This window comes from Pontibacter rufus, from assembly GCF_015694705.1.
Taxonomy (GTDB): Bacteria; Bacteroidota; Bacteroidia; order Cytophagales; family Hymenobacteraceae; genus Pontibacter; species Pontibacter rufus.
Map to the genome: position 1 here is coordinate 240,973 of NZ_JADQDR010000001.1, position 19,189 is coordinate 260,161.

17 protein-coding genes and 4 tRNA genes are annotated in these 19,189 nt (G+C 47.8%); 17 read left to right on the forward strand and 4 right to left on the reverse strand.

Annotated elements, in window-relative coordinates:
- Positions 1 to 6: 6 nt before the first annotated feature.
- Both gmk and nadD read left to right on the forward strand, forming a co-directional pair.
- Complete coding sequence (gene gmk / locus I2I11_RS01065) at positions 7 to 591, forward strand: guanylate kinase (protein ID WP_196265816.1); 585 nt, start codon at positions 7 to 9, stop codon at positions 589 to 591.
- Entirely contained in the window at positions 588 to 1,160 is a 573-nt protein-coding gene (nadD, locus tag I2I11_RS01070; RefSeq protein ID WP_196265817.1) for a nicotinate (nicotinamide) nucleotide adenylyltransferase, read from the forward strand. Before gmk ends, nadD begins: the two co-directional genes overlap by 4 nt.
- Positions 1,161 to 1,354: 194 nt before the next feature.
- Here the strand turns inward: nadD and I2I11_RS01075 are convergent, their stop codons facing one another.
- A complete protein-coding gene (locus tag I2I11_RS01075) occupies positions 1,355 to 2,419 on the reverse strand; it encodes a glycosyltransferase family 2 protein (RefSeq protein ID WP_196265818.1) in 1,065 nt (354 codons plus the stop codon).
- Positions 2,420 to 2,828: 409 nt separating this feature from the next.
- On the opposite strand from I2I11_RS01075, the gene I2I11_RS01080 reads away from it, so the two are divergent.
- Both I2I11_RS01080 and I2I11_RS01085 read left to right on the forward strand, forming a co-directional pair.
- A complete protein-coding gene (locus I2I11_RS01080) occupies positions 2,829 to 3,965 on the forward strand; it encodes a glycoside hydrolase family 26 protein (RefSeq protein ID WP_196265819.1) in 1,137 nt (378 codons plus the stop codon).
- Positions 3,966 to 4,111: 146 nt separating this feature from the next.
- Complete coding sequence (locus I2I11_RS01085) at positions 4,112 to 5,011, forward strand: 3-keto-disaccharide hydrolase (RefSeq protein ID WP_196265820.1); 900 nt, start codon at positions 4,112 to 4,114, stop codon at positions 5,009 to 5,011.
- Positions 5,012 to 5,423: 412 nt separating this feature from the next.
- Here the strand turns inward: I2I11_RS01085 and frr are convergent, their stop codons facing one another.
- From frr to I2I11_RS01100, 3 genes are all read right to left on the reverse strand, one after another.
- Positions 5,424 to 5,987 carry a ribosome recycling factor gene (gene frr, locus I2I11_RS01090; RefSeq protein WP_196265821.1) on the reverse strand — a complete coding sequence of 188 codons (564 nt, stop codon included), beginning with the start codon at positions 5,985 to 5,987 and terminating at the stop codon, positions 5,424 to 5,426.
- A 184-nt stretch (positions 5,988 to 6,171) separates the two neighbouring features.
- Positions 6,172 to 6,957: a UMP kinase gene (gene pyrH / locus I2I11_RS01095; protein ID WP_370582896.1), complete on the reverse strand. Its 786-nt coding sequence runs from the start codon at positions 6,955 to 6,957 to the stop codon at positions 6,172 to 6,174.
- A 79-nt stretch (positions 6,958 to 7,036) separates the two neighbouring features.
- Entirely contained in the window at positions 7,037 to 7,534 is a 498-nt protein-coding gene (locus I2I11_RS01100) for an acyl-CoA carboxylase biotin carboxyl carrier protein subunit (RefSeq protein WP_196265822.1), read from the reverse strand.
- An 87-nt stretch (positions 7,535 to 7,621) separates the two neighbouring features.
- Here I2I11_RS01100 and I2I11_RS01105 point away from each other — a divergent pair, with 87 nt between their 5' ends.
- From I2I11_RS01105 to rpoB, 13 genes are all read left to right on the forward strand, one after another.
- Positions 7,622 to 10,165, forward strand: a complete 2,544-nt coding sequence (locus I2I11_RS01105) for a M1 family metallopeptidase (protein ID WP_196265823.1) — start codon at positions 7,622 to 7,624, stop codon at positions 10,163 to 10,165.
- A gap of 163 nt (positions 10,166 to 10,328) precedes the next feature.
- Positions 10,329 to 10,411, forward strand: a tRNA-Tyr gene (locus tag I2I11_RS01110).
- A gap of 79 nt (positions 10,412 to 10,490) precedes the next feature.
- Positions 10,491 to 10,563, forward strand: a tRNA-Gly gene (locus tag I2I11_RS01115).
- Between the two features lie 113 nt (positions 10,564 to 10,676).
- Positions 10,677 to 10,748: transfer RNA gene (locus I2I11_RS01120), tRNA-Thr, on the forward strand.
- Between the two features lie 70 nt (positions 10,749 to 10,818).
- A complete protein-coding gene (gene tuf / locus I2I11_RS01125) occupies positions 10,819 to 12,006 on the forward strand; it encodes an elongation factor Tu (protein ID WP_196265824.1) in 1,188 nt (395 codons plus the stop codon).
- A 109-nt stretch (positions 12,007 to 12,115) separates the two neighbouring features.
- Positions 12,116 to 12,188 (forward strand) — tRNA-Trp (locus I2I11_RS01130).
- 29 nt (positions 12,189 to 12,217) lie between these two features.
- Positions 12,218 to 12,409 carry a preprotein translocase subunit SecE gene (secE, locus tag I2I11_RS01135; RefSeq protein ID WP_196265825.1) on the forward strand — a complete coding sequence of 64 codons (192 nt, stop codon included), beginning with the start codon at positions 12,218 to 12,220 and terminating at the stop codon, positions 12,407 to 12,409.
- 9 nt (positions 12,410 to 12,418) lie between these two features.
- On the forward strand, positions 12,419 to 12,976 hold the full coding sequence (gene nusG, locus I2I11_RS01140; protein WP_196265826.1) for a transcription termination/antitermination protein NusG: 558 nt from the start codon (positions 12,419 to 12,421) through the stop codon (positions 12,974 to 12,976).
- Between the two features lie 12 nt (positions 12,977 to 12,988).
- On the forward strand, positions 12,989 to 13,432 hold the full coding sequence (gene rplK / locus I2I11_RS01145) for a 50S ribosomal protein L11 (RefSeq protein ID WP_196265827.1): 444 nt from the start codon (positions 12,989 to 12,991) through the stop codon (positions 13,430 to 13,432).
- Between the two features lie 12 nt (positions 13,433 to 13,444).
- Complete coding sequence (rplA, locus tag I2I11_RS01150) at positions 13,445 to 14,137, forward strand: 50S ribosomal protein L1 (RefSeq protein WP_196265828.1); 693 nt, start codon at positions 13,445 to 13,447, stop codon at positions 14,135 to 14,137.
- Positions 14,138 to 14,141: 4 nt separating this feature from the next.
- The gene (gene rplJ / locus I2I11_RS01155) at positions 14,142 to 14,666 is read left to right on the forward strand and encodes a 50S ribosomal protein L10 (RefSeq protein WP_196265829.1); all 525 of its coding nucleotides are present in this window, start codon (positions 14,142 to 14,144) and stop codon (positions 14,664 to 14,666) included.
- A gap of 42 nt (positions 14,667 to 14,708) precedes the next feature.
- The gene (rplL, locus tag I2I11_RS01160) at positions 14,709 to 15,089 is read left to right on the forward strand and encodes a 50S ribosomal protein L7/L12 (protein ID WP_196265830.1); all 381 of its coding nucleotides are present in this window, start codon (positions 14,709 to 14,711) and stop codon (positions 15,087 to 15,089) included.
- A gap of 153 nt (positions 15,090 to 15,242) precedes the next feature.
- Entirely contained in the window at positions 15,243 to 19,121 is a 3,879-nt protein-coding gene (gene rpoB, locus I2I11_RS01165; RefSeq protein ID WP_370582897.1) for a DNA-directed RNA polymerase subunit beta, read from the forward strand.
- Positions 19,122 to 19,189 lie beyond the last annotated feature (68 nt).

Consider the following 19,189-nt stretch of genomic DNA (forward strand, 5'->3'; position numbering starts at 1 on the left):
CCCCTGATGCAAGGCAAAATCATCATCTTCTCGGCGCCATCCGGTGCCGGTAAAACCACTATTGTAAAGCACCTGCTCCGCACCAACCCCGACCTGCGCTTTTCTATCTCGGCCTGCACACGCGACAAACGTGGGCGCACCGAAGAAAACGGCAAAGATTACTATTTCATCACTCCGGAAGATTTTAAGAAAAGAATAGCGAACGATGAGTTTGTGGAGTGGGAGGAAGTATACGAAGGTGCCTTTTACGGCACGCTTAAGTCGGAGATTGAGCGCATCTGGCAAAGCGGCAAGCACGTGATACTGGATGTGGATGTAAAAGGCGGCTTAAGTATAAAACACTTTTACAAAGCGCGTGCCCTGGCCGTGTTTGTAAAGCCGCCGTCTATAGATGAACTGGCCAAGCGCCTGACAGCCCGCAACACCGATTCGGCTTCGAGCATCTCCAGCCGTGTGTTTAAAGCCAAATTTGAACTGGGCTTTGAAGATCAGTTTGATGAAGTGATTGTGAATGACGACCTGGAAAGGGCCTGCGCCGAAGCTGAGAAACTGGTAAACGCTTTCCTTAATTCAGAACCTGCTATTGTATGAAAGTAGGGCTGCTGTTTGGCTCTTTTAACCCCATCCACACCGGGCACCTGATACTGGCCAACTTTATGGCGACCAACACCGACCTAGACACGGTATGGCTGGTTGTGTCGCCGCAAAATCCTTTCAAGCTCAGCAACACGCTGCTGCACGAGTTCGATAGGCTGCAAATGGTCTCCCTCGCTATTGCCGATAACCCGAACCTGGGTGTTTCGAACATCGAGTTCAGCATGCCCAAACCCAGCTATACTATCGATACGCTTACGTACCTGCAGGAAAAATATCCCAGCTATAAGTTTGTGCTGATTATGGGGGAAGACAACCTGCCGCTATTTCCGAAGTGGAAAAATGCCGACAGGATACTGCAATACCACCAGGTATACGTTTACCCGCGATCCGGCTCCGTAACCGTCGATCTGCCGGAAATGCCGGAGGTAACCTTCGTAAAAGCGCCTATACTTGATATTTCGGCTACTTTTATCCGCCAGTGCGTGAAAGAAGAGAAAAGCATCAAATACCTGGTACCCGACCCGGTAGCCGATTACATCAAAGTACACAAACTATACATCTAAACTTGTCGCTAAGCTTCGAAGCTATTTTTTTGATTTAGCTGACTGGGAAAGCTTTGATTTTGCCTGGCTTATATAGCTTCGCCATGCTGAGCGCGTTAGGAATCTTTTTGTTCCCCTTCGAAGGGAAGCACCCAAACAGCATCAGGATATATACTTACCTGGTTTTCCAATCAATGAAGTCAGTTTAACCTGCCTCAGTCAAAGGCCGGAGGCAGGCTGATTTGCTGGCTGTGTTTCAGCGAGTAGGTCAGCGGCGCACCTTTCAGAATAAAAAAAGCAAGCTTCGCGTAAACAGCGCCTTTGTAAAACTTCTTTATGTTCTTGAAGAAGTATAATAGTTTAAACAAAGTATAAGCCGCGTAATTGTGGTGCTTGCGGTGATAATAAAGCAGTGAGATATAGTTCTCGCGGAGAATGGCATAGTTGCGGCTGGTACTTTTGCCCATGTGGTGGATAAAACGCGCTTCGGGCTGCAGGTAGCAGGTATAGCCTTTTTGCTGCAGCCGCTTTGCCAGATCCTCTTCTTCGCAGTAAAGAAAGTAATTGGTATCAAAACCACCTATCTCAGCAAGTTTCCTGAAATCCACGAACATGGCAGCACCTGTTACCAGCGGCACCCGCAACGGTTCGCTATACTTTACTTTGCGCTTCGGATAAGCGCCTGCCGAAAGCCACCTGGCCCCCGACGAACCCAGCAGTTTAAGGCTGATTGCCGGAAAATAGCCAAACGAATGATGGAAGGACATGTCGCTGTTGTGCATCTGGCCACAGCAGAGCCCGGCATCCGGGTGTTCCTGCATAAAAGTATAAAGTATACTTAAGTTATCGTTCAGCAATACACAGTCGTTGTTCAGGAAAAAACTATAGGCGGCATTTGCGAATTGCAGGCCATACATGTTGCCGCCCGAAAAGCCCAGGTTTACAATGCTCCGGTGGATGCTCAGGTGTGGATAGCCTTCTGTTTGGCGCAGCAGCGTTTCATAATCTGCAGCAACAGAGTTGTTGTCCACCACTATAATTTCGTAGCTAAGGGTGGGCGCCGTATTCTCTAGAATCGAGTTGATGCAATCTACTGTATAAGCAGACGAATTGAAGTTGATGATGATAACGGCTACTTGTTTCATGCTGTGTGCCACGGAAGCTATACTGTAAATATGCTGAGGCTCCTGCCAACGGGAAAGAGAGCCGTTTATACTTGTATTATTTATACTTGCCGGTTGCAGCGCCATACTTAACTGCGAGGGGCCGGCTGCAGCCAAAATTAACCTTAATTTGCGCATTTATCCTGACCGGCCGCATAAAACCTGCTATAATGCAAAACGTGCGGGCTTCCTGCCGCTCTGCGTTTCTGCTCCCGTAAATGCCCGGCACGCTCCTGAAGTATAGCTATCAGGTAAACGCTCCTCTCAATCAAAACACAGTAATACATTAACTTACTCCACGGTAGAGGGATGGAATCATTTAGCAGACAGCCACCGCACAGCATTGCAATTTCAGAGAAGCGTTGCTACCTTGTTGGTGGCTTTTAACTATAAAATGGGCAGACTAAGCGCCATACTTCAGACTTTACTTTTTTGAAATACGGCCGCTGCTATCAACTATAAAAGCAGCATCAAAGTCATCGGTCTGCTTTGCTTATACTTGTGCACTTAACTAACTAGGCCTCTGATGAAAAATCTTTACATGCTGCTTTTGCTTTGCTCTCTGCTTCTGGCCGGCTGTGTTAACCTGAAGCCCATTGATGCAGCGGCTACCCGCGAAACAAAAGCGATGTACAAAAATCTTGGTGAACTCTCAAAGAACCACACCCTTTTCGGCCACCAGCATGCCACAGAGTATGGCCATGGCTGGTCAGGCGACAAAGGCCGGTCGGATGTGAAGTCGGTTACAGGATCGCATCCGGCCGTAATCGGCGTGGATTTCAGTGGATTTACAGGACAGTCGCCGGAGGCCATTCGCAAAGCTAAAGAGCATGTCAGGCAAACCATCATCGATACCTATAACCGGGGCGGCGTAACCACGGCAGCCTGGCATTTCTCAAATCCGGTATCCGGCGGTGGCTTCTATTGGGTTGATACAGTGTCGGTGCCGGCGGTAAGTTATATTATTCCCGGCGGGCAAGCCCACGAGGAGTACAAAGAAATACTGGATGGTATAGGTGAATGGGCGCATACCCTGAAGGGAGCAGACGGAACACTGGCGCCGGTTATTTTCCGGCCCTTTCACGAGTTTGATGGTGGCTGGTTCTGGTGGGGCAAACCGCATGCTTCCCGCGAAGAGTTTATTTCGTTGTGGCGTTTTACGGTTTCCTACCTGCGCGACAGCCTGGATGTCCATAACTTTATCTATGCCTTTTCGCCGGATAACAGGTTTACGACAGAAGCACAATATCTGGAGCGGTACCCCGGCGACGAATGGGTGGACATGGTGGGCATGGACAACTACGGCGACATGGGCCGCGACCGTTATGCTATTGATACAGCGGCATTAAAACTGGAGATTATATCAGATTATGCCCGGAAAACCGGGAAATTAGCCGCTTTTACGGAAACGGGTTTAGAGTCTATCCCTGATACCACCTGGTGGACAAACACACTGCTGAAAACCATGAAAAGGGATGATTTGCAGCTGGCCTATGTGCTGGTGTGGCGAAACGATACCTGCAGCCCTACTCACTTCTATGCCCCTTTTCCCGGCCAGGTCAGCGTACCGGATTTTATAAGGTTCTACAACGATCCTTATACTTTGTTCGAAAAGGATCTGGATAACATTTATAGGAGAAAGAAATTCCTGGGCATTTTTTAGAAAGGCTGTTTTCGCCGTCAGGTAACCTCATCGGCCCATTCAGGACTTTCGCATAGTTGTTTAAATTCTCCTCCCAGGAGGGTTTAGGGGTGGGTTTAAGTATATAAAACACTATTTTGCGAAAGACCTACATTGTTAAATCAAAAATGAAAAAGATAACTGATAAGATAAAGGGCCTGGCAGCCTGCGTATTGGTGCTGGGCGCCATGGTAAGTATGAGCTCTTTTCATCTCAAAAAAGAATGGGTGTCTTTGCTAGACAAGGACCTTTCGCAGTGGGAGATGTACCTGAGTTACCGGCACAAGGACGGCTATAAAGGTGAACTGCCACGGGATGCGGATGGAAAAATATCAGCGCCTATCGGTTATAACAGGAATGAGAACAATGTTTTCTCGGTTGTTGAAGAAGATGGGGAGCCGGTGCTGAAAATAAGCGGCGAAATTTACGGGTGTGTCTTCACCAAACAGGCGTATGAAAACTACCATTTAAAACTGAAAGTGAAGTGGGGCGACAAAAAGTGGGAGCCCAGAACGGACAAGCTGAAGGACTCCGGCGTGTTGTACCATTCTGTTGGCGAGAATGGGGTAGATTACTGGCGGTCCTGGATGCTTTCGCAGGAATTCCAGATCATGGAGGGGCATATGGGAGACTACTGGCCCCAGGCTTCCTCTGCCATAGACGTGCGCGCTTACATACCGGAAGGAGACATGAACACGGTAGCCAGTGCCAGGCAGCCTTTTCTGCCGCTGGGCGCCGGCTCTGCTATTGGTAGCTTCTGCCTGCGCAGCGAGGAACGCGAAAGCCCGCAAGGCGAATGGACCGAGATAGAGCTGATTTGCTTTAAAGACAAGAGCCTGCATATTGTAAACGGCCAGGTGGTGATGGTGCTTCAGAACTCACGCTACCTGAAAGACGGCCAGCCTGTTCCCCTCACCAAAGGCAAAATACAGCTGCAAAGCGAAGCCGCAGAAGTATACTACAAAGACATCAAAATAAAGCATCTGGAGGAACTGCCTGCAAAGTATGCTTCCTATTTTAAGAGTTAAGAGCTTTGAAATCCTACTGGCAAAAAGCTTCTCTGGGGGATAGGTGAAATCTTTTTAACTCCCGTTGGTGCGAGCTGCAAATGTGAATTGGTAATGGAGAATGCAGCTTCTTTCGCGTCAATGTAATCATTTGCTCCCTTTGTACATTAAAATGGCATTAATAAGGATGTCTTGAGTTACACATTTTGTCATCCTGAAGGGATCTTGTAAATTACTTGCAGCTGACCCACAAGATCCTTTCAGGATGACAAACAATAATGCCTTACCATGCTTTAGGTAAAAGGGAATAATTAGCTATAAGCAAAGGTTTAAGCAAGTATAAAAAGGAAGCCCTTCTGAGAAATCAGAAGGGCTTCCTTTTTAGCTAAAATTTAACGTCTTATGTCTAACGTCTGAAATCAAGCGGCTATACTTAGACTGTCATAATCTCGGCTTCTTTCTTGCTAAGCAGCTCGTCTATTTTCACGATATGGGCGTCTGTCAGCTTCTGTACTTTGGCTTCGGCATCGCGCACGGCATCTTCGGCGGTGCCTTCCTTCTGCAGCTTTCGCAACGAGTCGTTTACATCTTTGCGGATGTTGCGGATGCTGATTTTACCGGCTTCGGTTTCGTTTTTCACCTGCTTCACCAACTCGCGGCGGCGTTCCTCGGTCAGGGCCGGAATGTTGAGGCGAATGGCATCAGCCTCCTGCTGCGGATTCAGGTTTAGATCGCTGTTTTTGATGGCTTTGTTGATTTCGCCCAGCATGTTTTTTTCCCAAGGCTTAATGAGCAGCGTGCGTGCATCCGGTGTCATCACGTTAGCCACCTGCGAAATGGGGGTAGGTGTTCCATAATAATCTACACGTAAATCTTCTACCATGGCAGGCGATGCTTTGCCCGCACGGATTTTGGTTAACTCGCTGCCCGTGTGCTGCACTGCTTTCTGCATCGACTCTTCTGCTTCGCTCAGGTAAAACTGAATTTCTTCCGTCATATCAATTGTAGCTTAATAAGGTTCTGATAAAAACTATACTATAAGTGTAAGTAACCGGACAAACGAGACATACCTGCTAACCATTTCATCACAAAGTATGGAACATCCACCGTGATGCAATAAAAAAGTCTTATGCCTGATGTCCTGATACTTGTATCTTGTTACTTACGTTGCTGCAAAAATACTAAAACTTGCCGGATTTCTGTCTGGCCTCTGTTTCCTGCAGCTTATCCATCTTTTCTTCCATGGCATCGGCAATCTCATCCATCGATACCAGTGAGCCGACCTGCTCGCCATCTATCAGGCGCTTCAGGTTACCCGGCTTGTTCATGTTAAACACCACAATCGGCAGGTTATTTTCTTTGCAAAGCGTAAAAGCCGTCATGTCCATTACGTTCAGGCCTTTCTCAAATACATCTTTGAAAGATATGTTTGAGTAAAATTCGGCATCCGGGTTCTTCTCCGGATCAGCAGAGTAAATCCCATCCACACGAGTGCCTTTCAGTACCACGTCAGCCTCTATCTCGATGGCACGCAGCGAGGCAGCAGAGTCGGTGGTAAAGTATGGGCTGCCAATGCCGGCCCCGAAGATCACCACACGGTTCTTTTCGAGGTGGCGCACAGCGCGGCGGCGGATGTAGGGCTCGCATACCTGCTGTATGTTAATGCCTGACAGCAAGCGTGTATACACGCCCAGTTTCTCCAGTGCGCTCTGCAGCGCCATGCTGTTGATAACCGTTGCCAGCATGCCCATGTAATCACCCTGCACGCGGTCCAGGCCTACCTGTTCGGCCTGCACACCTCTGAAGATGTTGCCGCCGCCAATTACAACAGCAACCTGCACGCCCATGTGGGCAACCTCTTTAATTTCTTCGGCATACTTCAGTAGCCTGTTGGAGTCAATGCCATACTGCTGATCTCCCATTAGTGCCTCGCCGCTGAGCTTCAGCAAAATTCGTCTATACTTCACGGTATTTATGGTATTGGTTATGGTTTGTTTCTACATAACAAAGCGGCTGCCATGGCAGCCGCTTTGTTTATTTATAGCATTAAAAAAGAATCAGCACCTGGTTCTTCTCCACGTTTTGCCGCTCCTGCACTTTCACTTCTTTCACCACGCCATCACCCGGTGATTTAAGGATATTCTCCATCTTCATAGCCTCCAGAATCATGAGGGGATCTCCTTTTTTTACTTCCTGCCCCGGCTGCACTTTTATAGCAAGTATAAGCCCCGGCATGGGCGCTTTTACGTCGTTTACCTTCTGCGCGTTGGCGTCGCTCATCCCCAGTTTATCCAGCAGCAAATCAAAACGGTCTTTTACACTTATCGTTTGGGTGATGCCGTTTATTTTAAACGTAAAAGTTTTGGCCTGGTAATCTGCCGAAACCACCTCTGCCGTATACGATTTGCTGTCTTTTATAATATGGTAAGTTCCCGGCCCAATAGGGGAGATGTCCCAGCTAAACGGAGCGCCATCCAGAAGTATATTGTCTTTCTGTATATCAACCTGCCGTGTTTTGCCGTTAGCGGTTTTTACCTGGAGCATCTTTTGTTTGTGTGGTTTTAAGACCTTAAAGTTAAAGGTTTTCTCAGAGTATTTTTAGAACTTGCCTTCAAAATTAAAACAATCCCCATGAATCATAGGTTTTTAAGTGCGGTTGGCCTGATGGCAGCCATGGCTTTTACCACGGGCTGCGGAACAAGTAAAACCGTTGCTGATACAAATACGGCTCCCGTAGCAACAGCAGTTAAAGAGGCTGCCCCTGCCGACAGCGTGCCTGCCTGGGCGCCTAAAAAGTATACTTTTAACCCGAGCCGCACCTTAGAGAACGACCTGCTGCACACGACCTTGCGCGTTAGCTTCGACTGGCAGAAACAATACCTGAACGGCACCGCCGAAATTACGGCCAAGCCATACTTTTACCCGCAGAACACGCTGGTGCTCGATGCCAAAGGTATGGACATCCATAGTGTTAGCCTGATGAAAGGTTACGATGGCACACCGCTCAAGTATGACTACGACAGACAAAAGCTCACCATCCATCTTGATAAGACATATACCCGCGACGAGCAATATGTGGTGGAGATAAACTATACAGCCAAGCCTAATGAGCTTCCGGCGGGCGGCAGTGCAGCCATCACCGAAAACAAAGGCTTATACTTTATCAACCCGCTGGGGCAGGAGCCCGGCAAACCGCAGGAGATCTGGACACAGGGCGAGACAGAAGCCAACTCTGCCTGGTTCCCGACCACCGACTCGCCGAATGAGCGCATGACACAGGATATTTACATTACTGTTGACCCGAAGTATACAACTTTGTCGAACGGCGCCTTCATGTACTCGCGGCAGAACGCCGACGGCACCAAAACAGATTACTGGAAACAGGAACTGCCCGCAGCGCCATACTTGACCATGATGGCGATTGGTGAGTTTGCCGTAGTAAAAGACAAATGGCGCGACAGGGAAGTGAACTATTATGTGGAGCCGGCTTACAAAGGCACTGCCAAAGATATTTTCGGGCACACGCCTGAGATGATGGAGTTTTTCTCTACAAAGTTGGGTGTGGCTTATCCCTGGGCTAAGTATGCGCAGGTTGTGGTGCGCGATTTTGTATCGGGGGCAATGGAGAATACGTCTGCTACCGTGCTGATGGAAGATCTGCAACTGAACAAGCGCGAGCTGCTGGACAAGAACTGGGATGGCATCATCGCGCACGAGCTGTTTCACCAGTGGTTTGGTGATTATGTAACAACGGAATCCTGGTCTAACCTGCCGCTTAACGAGTCGTTTGCCAACTATTCGGAATACTTGTGGGCAGAGCATAAATTCGGGCCTGATGAGGCGGCCTACCTGCAGATGGACGAGTTGGGCCAGTACCTGGATGAAGCCGAGACAAAACGCGAGCCGCTCATCCGTTACTACTACAAAGACCGCGAAGACATGTTTGATGCGCACTCCTACGCCAAGGGAGGCCGCGTGCTGCACATGCTCCGCAAACTGGTAGGCGACGATGCCTGGTGGGCCTCCCTGAATTTATACCTGACGCGCAACAAGTTTACTGCTGTGGAGGTTGCCGAGCTGCGCATGGCTTTTGAAGATGTAACAGGCAAAGACCTGATGTGGTTTTTCAACCAGTGGTTTATGAAGCCTGGTCACCCGGAACTGAAAGTGGAACATACTTATCAGAACGGGCAACTCACGCTACATGTAGTGCAGCAACAGGACACGACTTATATGCCTGTGTACCGCCTGCCGCTTCAGGTTGCGGTTTGGGCCAATGGCAAGCGCGCAGATTATCCGATCGTTATCGACAAAGCAGACCAAACTTTCACCTTCCAGGTGCCGGCGCAACCGCAACTGGTGCTGTTTGATGCTGAGAACCAATTGTTAGGTACCGTGGACGATGATAAAACGGAGCAGGAACTGGTGTACCAGTTTTACAATGCAAACAGCTTTGCAGCCAAAGCTGCAGCCATAGCAGGCCTGAAGGATAAATTGGCAAACCCGGAGGTAATGAAAATGATGCAGGCAGCGCTGAAAGACGATTTCTGGCGTGTGCGAAGTATGGCCGTTAACACGCTCAGCAGCCTGAAAGAAGGCCAGGCTGCCGTAGTAGAAAATGAAATCAAGCAGCTGGCACAACACGATGAAAGAGGCGCTGTGCGTGCCGACGCCATACTTACCCTGGCAGGCTGGGGTGCAGGCAAGTATAAAACCATTTACGAGCAGGCGCTGAAAGACAGCTCTTATCAGGCAGCAGCGGCGGGTATTCTGGCTTATGCCGGCACGGGCGCACCCGATGTCAAAGCTAAACTGGCCAGGTTTGATCAGGAAAAAAACGAAGAAATTGTGTTAGCGCTGGCCACTTACTACGCCGTGCAGGGCGGCCCGGAGAAGTATGACTGGTTTATGAAACAGGTGAAGCAGGCGAAAGGAGGCACGCTGTATTACCTGTTGCAAAGCTTTGGGGCTTACCTGGCCAGCAACAGCCAGTCCAATACCCCGGAAGCCATTGCGCTGCTCGCCGACTTGGCCCAAAACAATAATTTATACTATGTAAGAGGTTCAGCCTATCAGGCACTTATGGTGATGTCGGAGCGGCCGGAAGTGCAGCAGGTATTGCAGAAAATCAGGCAGCAGGAGAAGGACGAGCGCCTGCTGGAGATGTATAACTGAGTGCCTGAAGGCAGATTGCCGTAATTATTTTAACTTTTTTTCAGAGAATATTTGACAGGAAAGAAAAAGCGGTTAATTTTGCATCTCCTTAAACCGAAGAACGCTTCTGAAGCGGAAACTTTGAGAGGAAACGTTCTGCTGATTTGACGTAGAATCAGCTTTTGGGGAGATTCCAGAGTGGCCAAATGGAACGGACTGTAACTCCGTTAGCGTAAGCTTTCGCAGGTTCGAATCCTGCTCTCCCCACGGTTGAATATTGAATGATTGAATAATATTCTTGTTTTTCTATTCACTCATTCAGAATTCAGTTATTCAAAATTAATAAGCGGGAGTAGCTCAGTTGGTAGAGCGATAGCCTTCCAAGCTATAGGCCGCGAGTTCGACCCTCGTCTCCCGCTCAATTTTAAGAAGAGATTGATTTTAACTTGCGATTTTTTAAGGAAAGGAACTTCATTTCGATGGAATTCCTTTTTATTGTAAGCTAAGATTTAGGCGCTTCGGAAATATTTAAGCCGACGTAGCTCAGGGGTAGAGTGCTTCCTTGGTAAGGAAGAGGTCGTGGGTTCAATTCCCATCGTTGGCTCAAAGTCCGTTACGTGTTTAAAAAGCGCAACATACACTTAAACGTTTTAACCTTAATTTAATATCATACAATGGCTAAAGAAACATTTGACCGTAGCAAACCGCACGTAAACATCGGTACAATCGGTCACGTTGACCACGGCAAAACAACTTTGACTGCTGCCATTACCCAGGTATTGGCTGGCAAAGGTCTGGCTCAGATGAGAGATTTCTCTTCTATCGATAACGCACCAGAGGAAAAAGAAAGAGGTATTACTATCAATACGTCTCACGTAGAATATGCTACTGAGAACCGCCACTATGCACACGTTGACTGCCCGGGTCACGCTGACTATGTGAAGAACATGGTTACTGGTGCTGCCCAGATGGACGGTGCTATCCTGGTAGTAGCTGCTACTGACGGCCCGATGCCGCAAACGCGTGAGCATATCCTGCTTGCCCGTCAGGTAGGTGTTCCGCAGCTGGTGGTATTTATGAACAAAGTAGACATGGTGGATGATCCCGAGCTGTTAGAGCTGGTGGAGATGGAAATTCGTGAACTGCTTTCTTTCTATGATTTCGATGGCGATAACATTCCTGTAATTCAGGGTTCTGCTCTCGGCGGTCTGAACGGCGATGCAAAATGGGTGAAGTCTATCGAAGATTTGATGGAAGCTGTTGATAACTGGATTCCGCTTCCTGAGCGTCTGGTGGACCTTCCTTTCCTGATGCCTGTTGAAGACGTGTTCTCTATCACTGGTCGTGGTACTGTTGCTACCGGCCGTATCGAGCGTGGTGTAATCAACTCTGGCGAGCCGGTAGAAATTCTGGGTATGGGTGCTGAAAACTTGAAATCAGTTGTTACTGGTGTTGAGATGTTCCGCAAGATACTCGACAGAGGCGAAGCTGGTGACAACGTTGGTCTGCTGCTGCGTGGTATAGAGAAATCTGATATCCGTCGTGGTATGGTTATCTGTAAGCCAGGTTCCGTGAAGCCGCACACAGAGTTCAAAGCTGAAGTTTACGTACTGTCCAAAGAAGAAGGTGGCCGTCACACGCCATTCTTTAACAAGTATCGTCCGCAGTTCTACCTGCGTACAACAGACGTTACAGGCGAAATTATGCTGCCGGAAGGTGTAGAAATGGTTATGCCAGGCGACAACATCACTATCACGGTGAAGTTAATCAACAAGGTAGCCATGGAGAAAGGTCTGCGTTTCGCTATCCGTGAGGGTGGCAGAACAGTAGGTGCCGGCCAGGTAACTGAAATCCTTGACTAATGACCTTAAACAAACCCGCTCCTGGAAGATTTTCGGGAACGGGTTTGTTATAATAAAAAGTATTACATAAATTTGCACTCCATTTGAGAAAAATGGCGTGCATTTTTTTACGGGTGTAGCTCAATTGGTAGAGTAGTGGTCTCCAAAACCATTGGCTGGGAGTTCGAGTCTCTCCACCCGTGCATTTTTAAACTATCTGGTAAAGCGAAGTATGAGCAAGGTAAGCAGCTATATAAACGAGACGGTAGAGGAGATGAAGACAAAGGTCTCCTGGCCAAGTTATTCTGAACTGCAGAACAGTTCTGTGCTGGTATTGATTGGCTCTGTAATTTTTGCTCTGGTAGTTGGTGTAATGGATTTTGCATTCGATACAACGCTGACATGGTTTTACAACCAGTTTTAATAGAAAGCTATGGCTGATTTAAAATGGTATGTAGTGCGCGCAGTTAGTGGACAGGAAAAGAAAGCAAAAGCTTATCTCGAAAACGAGGTAATACGGCAGAACCTGGAAGAATACGTGCCGCAGGTATTAATACCGGCGGAGAAAGTATACGAGATGCGGGCCGGCAAAAAGCGAATCAGGGAGCGTAATTTCTTTCCCGGCTATGTGCTTGTGCACGCAGATCTTTCGCATGGCGAAGCAGAACACATTATTATCAGTACACCGGGTGTTATTGGCTTTTTAGGCTCAAACGAAGGAGCCAATATTAAAAAGCCGGTACCCTTGCGCCAGTCGGAGGTAAACAGAATACTGGGAACCGTAGATGAGGCCGAAGAACAGGTAGAAGTGCTGGATACGCCGTTTATAGTAGGCGAACTGGTGAAAGTAATGGATGGTCCTTTCAGCGGATTTTCCGGAACAGTAGAAGAAGTGTTTGAGGAGCGTAAGAAGCTGAACGTGATGGTTAAAATATTTGGCCGGAACACCCCAGTGGAGCTCAATTACATGCAAGTGGAAAAAGAATCGTAGTAAAAACAAATAATGGCAAAGGAAATAAAAGGTTATCTGAAGCTTCAGATAAAGGGAGGTGCCGCGAATCCATCGCCACCGGTAGGACCTGCACTTGGTTCTAAAGGCCTCAACATCATGGAGTTCTGTAAGCAGTTTAATGCCAGAACTCAGGATAAGGCCGGGCAAGTGTTACCAGTATTGATTACAATGTACGCAGATAAGTCCTTCGACTTTGTGGTGAAAACACCGCCTGCTCCGGTATTGTTAATGGATGCTGCTAAAATTAAGGGAGGTTCTAAAGAGCCAAACCGTAACAAAGTAGGTTCAGTTACATGGGATCAGATTAGGGAGATCGCAGAAACTAAAATGCCTGATTTAAATGCTTTCAAAATAGAATCAGCTATGAAGCAAGTAGCCGGTACAGCCAGAAGCATGGGCATTACAGTATCTGGTAACGCTCCGTGGAACGACTAATAAGCGAAGGAAATGGCGAAGAATTCAAAGAAAAGAAAAGAGGCTTTAAGTAAAGCCGATCTTTCTAAAGAGTATGCTTTAACAGATGCTGCCGGCGTAGTAAAAGATATCACTTATACTAAGTTTGATGCTTCTGTAGACATTGATGTGCGCCTGGGTGTTGACCCGCGCAAAGCAGACCAGATGGTACGCGGTATTGTTACACTGCCGCACGGCACGGGTAAGGATATCAAAGTGCTTGCGCTTGTTACACCTGACAAAGAGCAGGAAGCACGCGATGCCGGTGCCGATTATGTAGGTCTGGACGATTATATTCAGAAAATTGAAAAAGGCTGGACAGATGTGGATGTGATTATCACCATGCCTGCTGTAATGGCCAAAGTAGGTCGTCTGGGTAGAATCCTGGGACCACGTAACCTGATGCCAAACCCTAAATCCGGTACTGTTACGCAGGATGTTGCCAAAGCGGTGAAAGAGGTTAAAGCCGGTAAAATCGACTTTAAAGTAGATAAATTTGGTATCATCCACACCAGCGTAGGTAAAGTATCTTTTTCAGCAGAACAGCTGGCCGCCAATGCAGCCGAGGTTATTCATACACTCAATCGCCTGAAGCCGGCTTCTGCAAAGGGTACCTATATCAGGAGCATCACGTTGTCCAGCACCATGAGCCCCGCTGTAACCGTTGACAAGAACTTAGCTATCTAGAGATATGACCAGGGAAGAAAAAGAAATAATTGTACGGGACCTGAGCGAGAAGTTAGCTAATACTAACTACTTCTATATCACCGATGCTTCGACCATGACTGTTGCGGGCATCAATGCATTCAGAAGATTAGCATTCGACAGAGGTATAGAATACAAGGTTTACAAGAACACATTGATCAAAAAGGCGCTTGAAACGCTTAGCGCTGATACAACAGAACTGCAGGGTGTTCTGAAGGGCGCTTCCGGTATTCTGTTCTCTACCGAGTCGGGCAATGCCCCAGCCAAGCTTTTAAAGGATTTCAGAAAAACGGGCCGCACCCTTCCACTTCTGAAAGGCGCATTTATCGACAGTGGCATTTACGTAGGCGAAGAACAGCTTGAGAACTTAACCAAAATCAAGTCCAAGCAAGAGCTTATCGGCGATGTTATCGGATTGCTGCAGTCTCCTGCCAAAAATGTTGTTTCTGCCCTACAGAGCAGCGGTGGTAAGCTGGCTGGTATCCTGAAGACCTTATCAGAAAAAGAATAATTTAAAAACGTAATCAATAAGTAACTTTTAATTGAAATAAAAATGGCAGATTTGAAAGCATTCGCTGAGCAGTTAGTAAACTTAACTGTTAAAGAGGTTAATGAGCTAGCTACTATTCTTAAGGATGAGTATGGCATCGAGCCAGCTGCTGCAGCGCCTGTAATGGTTGCTGGTGGCGGTGGTGCTGAAGGAGGAGCTGCTGCAGAAGAACAAACTTCTTTTGACGTAATCCTTAAGGCAGCTGGTGCCTCTAAGTTAGCAGTTGTGAAGCTAGTAAAAGAATTGACTGGTCTTGGCCTGAAAGAGGCAAAAGAACTGGTAGACGGTGCTCCTAAAGCAATCAAAGAAGGTGTTGCAAAGGACGAAGCAGATTCATTGAAGAAATCTCTGGAAGAAGCTGGCGCAGAAGTGGAGGTTAAATAATCTCACTTACCCACATACCGCAAACAGGTAGACCTGGCAGATTCGTCAGGTCTTTTCCTGTTTGTACATAGATTCAAATTTATTTGAATTCTTTCTTGCCCGCAGTTGTTTTGGACTCTGTGTGCTTATAAATGATTATAAACGTAAAATTCCATGGCTTTGGCTAAGAATAAGACGAAAGAGCGAATCAATTTTGCCTCTATAAATCATGTTATCGACTACCCTGACTTTCTTGATGTTCAGCTACAGTCGTTTCAGGATTTCTTTCAGCTGGAAACCCCTGCCGAAAATAGAGCTCAGGAGGGATTGTTCAAGGTGTTTGCCGAGAACTTCCCTATTTCCGATTCCCGAGAAAACTTCGTATTGGAGTTTATCGATTATCATGTTGACCCTCCAAAGTATTCTGTTGATGAGAGCATCGACAGGGGATTAACCTACTCTGTGCCGTTAAAGGCAAAACTCCGCCTGATCTGTAACGACGAAGACAATGAAGACTTCGAAACGATTGAGCAGGAGGTGTTTCTGGGTAACATCCCATACATGACAGAAAAAGGTTCTTTTGTCATTAATGGAGCTGAGCGCGTTATCGTGTCTCAGCTGCACCGATCACCGGGTGTTTTCTTTGCGCAAAGTAAGCACACAAATGGAACAAAACTATATTCTGCCAGAATTATTCCATTTAAAGGTTCCTGGGTTGAATTTGCTACAGACGTAAACAACGTCATGTATGCCTATATCGACCGTAAGAAGAAGTTTCCGGTTACAACCTTGCTGCGTGCTATAGGTTATGGTACCGACAAAGATATACTTGATCTGTTCGGCCTTTCAGAAGAGATTCCGGCAGATAAAGCAAATCTGAAGAATGCTATCGGCAGACGGTTGGCGGCACGTGTTCTGAAAACATGGACAGAAGATTTCGTGGATGAAGATACCGGTGAGGTGGTTTCCATCGACCGGAATGAAGTGCTGCTGGAGCGCGACTCCGAGATTGAAGCAGATGATGTGGATGTTATCATAAACTCAGGTGTGAAGTCTATTATTCTGCACCGTGAGAATGTAAACATCGCCGATTATGCGATTATCTACAATACGCTGCAGAAAGATAACTCTAACTCTGAGCAGGAAGCAGTAGAGCAAATTTACCGACAACTGCGCAATACAGAAGCGCCGGACGTAGAAACAGCCCGCGATATCATTCAGAAGCTGTTCTTCTCAGACAAACGGTATGATCTGGGTGAAGTTGGTCGTTACAGAATCAACAAAAAGCTGGGCCTCGACACGAACTGGGATGCCAAAGTGCTGACAAATGAGGACATCGTGCTGATCGTAAAATACCTGATCGGCCTGATAAACTCTAAAGCCGTGGTGGATGATATTGACCACCTGAGCAACAGACGCGTGAGAACAGTAGGCGAGCAGTTGTATGCGCAATTTGGTGTTGGACTGGCGCGTATGGCCCGTACCATCAAGGAGCGTATGAACGTGCGCGATAACGAAGATTTCAAGCCGGTTGACCTGATCAATGCGCGCACACTGTCTTCTGTTATCAACTCTTTCTTTGGTACCAACCAGCTGTCGCAGTTCATGGACCAGACAAACCCGCTGGCTGAAGTAACGCACAAACGTCGCGTTTCTGCCCTGGGGCCTGGTGGTCTGTCCAGAGAGCGTGCCGGTTTTGAGGTGCGTGACGTGCATTACACGCACTACGGCCGCCTGTGTACCATTGAAACACCGGAAGGTCCGAACATCGGCCTGATATCTTCGCTGTGCGTGCACGCGCGCGTTAATCACATGGGCTTCATCGAAACACCATACCGCAAGGTTGTGGATGGAAAAGTGGAGATGGACGGTCAGGTGGAATATTTAACCGCCGAAGAAGAAGACACCCACCACATCGCACAGGCAAATGCCCTGCTGGATGAAAAAGGTAATTTCCTGAACGAAAGAGTAAAAGGCCGCTTTGAGGGTGACTTCCCGGTAGAAGAGCCTAATACTTATACTTATATGGACGTTGCGCCGAACCAGATTGTATCGGTGGCTGCCTCGATGATTCCTTTCCTGGAGCACGATGATGCCAACCGTGCCCTGATGGGTTCGAACATGCAACGCCAGGCTGTGCCATTACTTAAGGCGCAGGCGCCGATTGTGGGTACAGGCCTGGAAAGAAGAGCTGCCATAGACTCCAGAGCGCTCGTTATAGCTGAAGGAGATGGTATGATCGACTTTGTGGATGCAAGTAAGATTGTGGTGAAGTATGACCTGACAGATGACGAGAAATTGGTTTCGTTTGATGCCGAGTATGTTACCTACAAGCTTATCAAGTTCAGAAGGACAAACCAGGATACCTGTATCAACCTGACGCCGCTTGTGAAAACAGGTGAGCGCGTAACAAAAGGACAGCCGCTGTGCGAAGGATATGCTACAAACGAAGGAGAACTGGCCCTGGGCAGAAACCTGCAGGTAGCGTTCATGCCATGGCAAGGATACAACTTTGAAGATGCGATTGTTATTTCCGAAAAGGTAGTACGCGACGATGTGTTCACGTCTATCCACATCGAAGAGTTTGAACTGGAAGTGCGGGAGACGAAACGTGGAGAGGAAGAATTAACTTCTGAAATTCCGAACGTAAGCGAAGAAGCAGTTCGCAACCTCGATGAGAATGGTATTATCCGCATTGGCGCCGAGGTAACGGAGGGCGACATTCTGATTGGTAAGATTACGCCGAAAGGAGAGACGGATCCAACACCAGAGGAGAAGCTGTTGCGTGCCATTTTCGGGGACAAAGCCGGTGATGTGAAAGATGCATCGCTTAAGGCGCCGCCCTCACTGAATGGTGTGGTGATCGAGACAAAGCTGTTCTCCCGCCCTAAGAAAGACAAGAACCTTAGAGCCAAGTCTAAGAAAGAAGTCGAAGAACTGAAAGCCAGGTATAGCAAAGATCTGACCGTTATAAAAAATATAATGGCAGACAAGCTGGTGGCATTGCTGGAAGGCAAGACCTCACAAGGTATCAAACATAAGTTCGGTGACGAAATTCTGACAAAAGGCTCAAAGTTCTCGAGAAAGAATATTGTTGAGGCCCTTTTCCCGGAAAAGAACCCCTACAAGGACGAGAGCAACTATGCAGTGCCGGAAGAGGTCAACATGTTTAAAGACCTGATTCTGGAGAACTGGACCAGCGACGAGAAGACCAACAGCATGCTGCTGGAACTGGTGAAGAACTACAACAAGCGCCGCAACATCGTATCAGCACACTTTAAGCGTGAACGCTTTACGCTTGAAGTCGGTGACGAATTACCGGCAGGTATCGTGCAACTGGCCAAAGTATACATTGCCAAAAAGCGTAAGCTGAAAGTTGGTGACAAGATGGCCGGACGTCACGGTAACAAAGGTGTGGTAGCCAGAATCGTTCGTGAGGAGGATATGCCATTCCTGGAAGACGGAACGCCGATGGACATTGTGCTGAATCCGCTTGGTGTGCCTTCGAGGATGAACATCGGTCAGATCTACGAAACAGTGCTTGGATGGGCAGGTCTTAAATTGGGCAGAACATATGCGACGCCGATTTTTGACGGTGCTACCGAAGAGCAGGTTTCTGCTGAACTGGCTGAGGCAGGCTTGCCGGTATATGGCCGTTCATACCTGTACGATGGCCTGAGTGGCGAACGTTTTGACCAGCCGGTTACAGTAGGCGTAATCTACATGCTGAAACTGGGTCACCTGGTGGATGATAAGATGCACGCGCGTTCTATCGGGCCATACTCGCTTATCACACAGCAGCCTTTGGGTGGTAAAGCCCAGTTTGGTGGCCAGCGCTTTGGTGAGATGGAGGTGTGGGCGTTGGAGGCCTTCGGTGCTTCGAACGTGCTGCAGGAAATACTGACAGTAAAATCAGACGACGTGATTGGCCGTGCAAAAGCTTACGAGGCAATTGTAAAAGGCGATGTGTTGCCAAAACCAAATATACCGGAATCATTCAACTTATTGATTCATGAGTTAAGAGGTTTGGCGCTGGAAATCACGCTGGAATAAGCAGGTATAAATCAGGCGTTAGAGCAGGAAGCTTTAGCGCCTGACTTATACTTTAAACTGATTGCGCT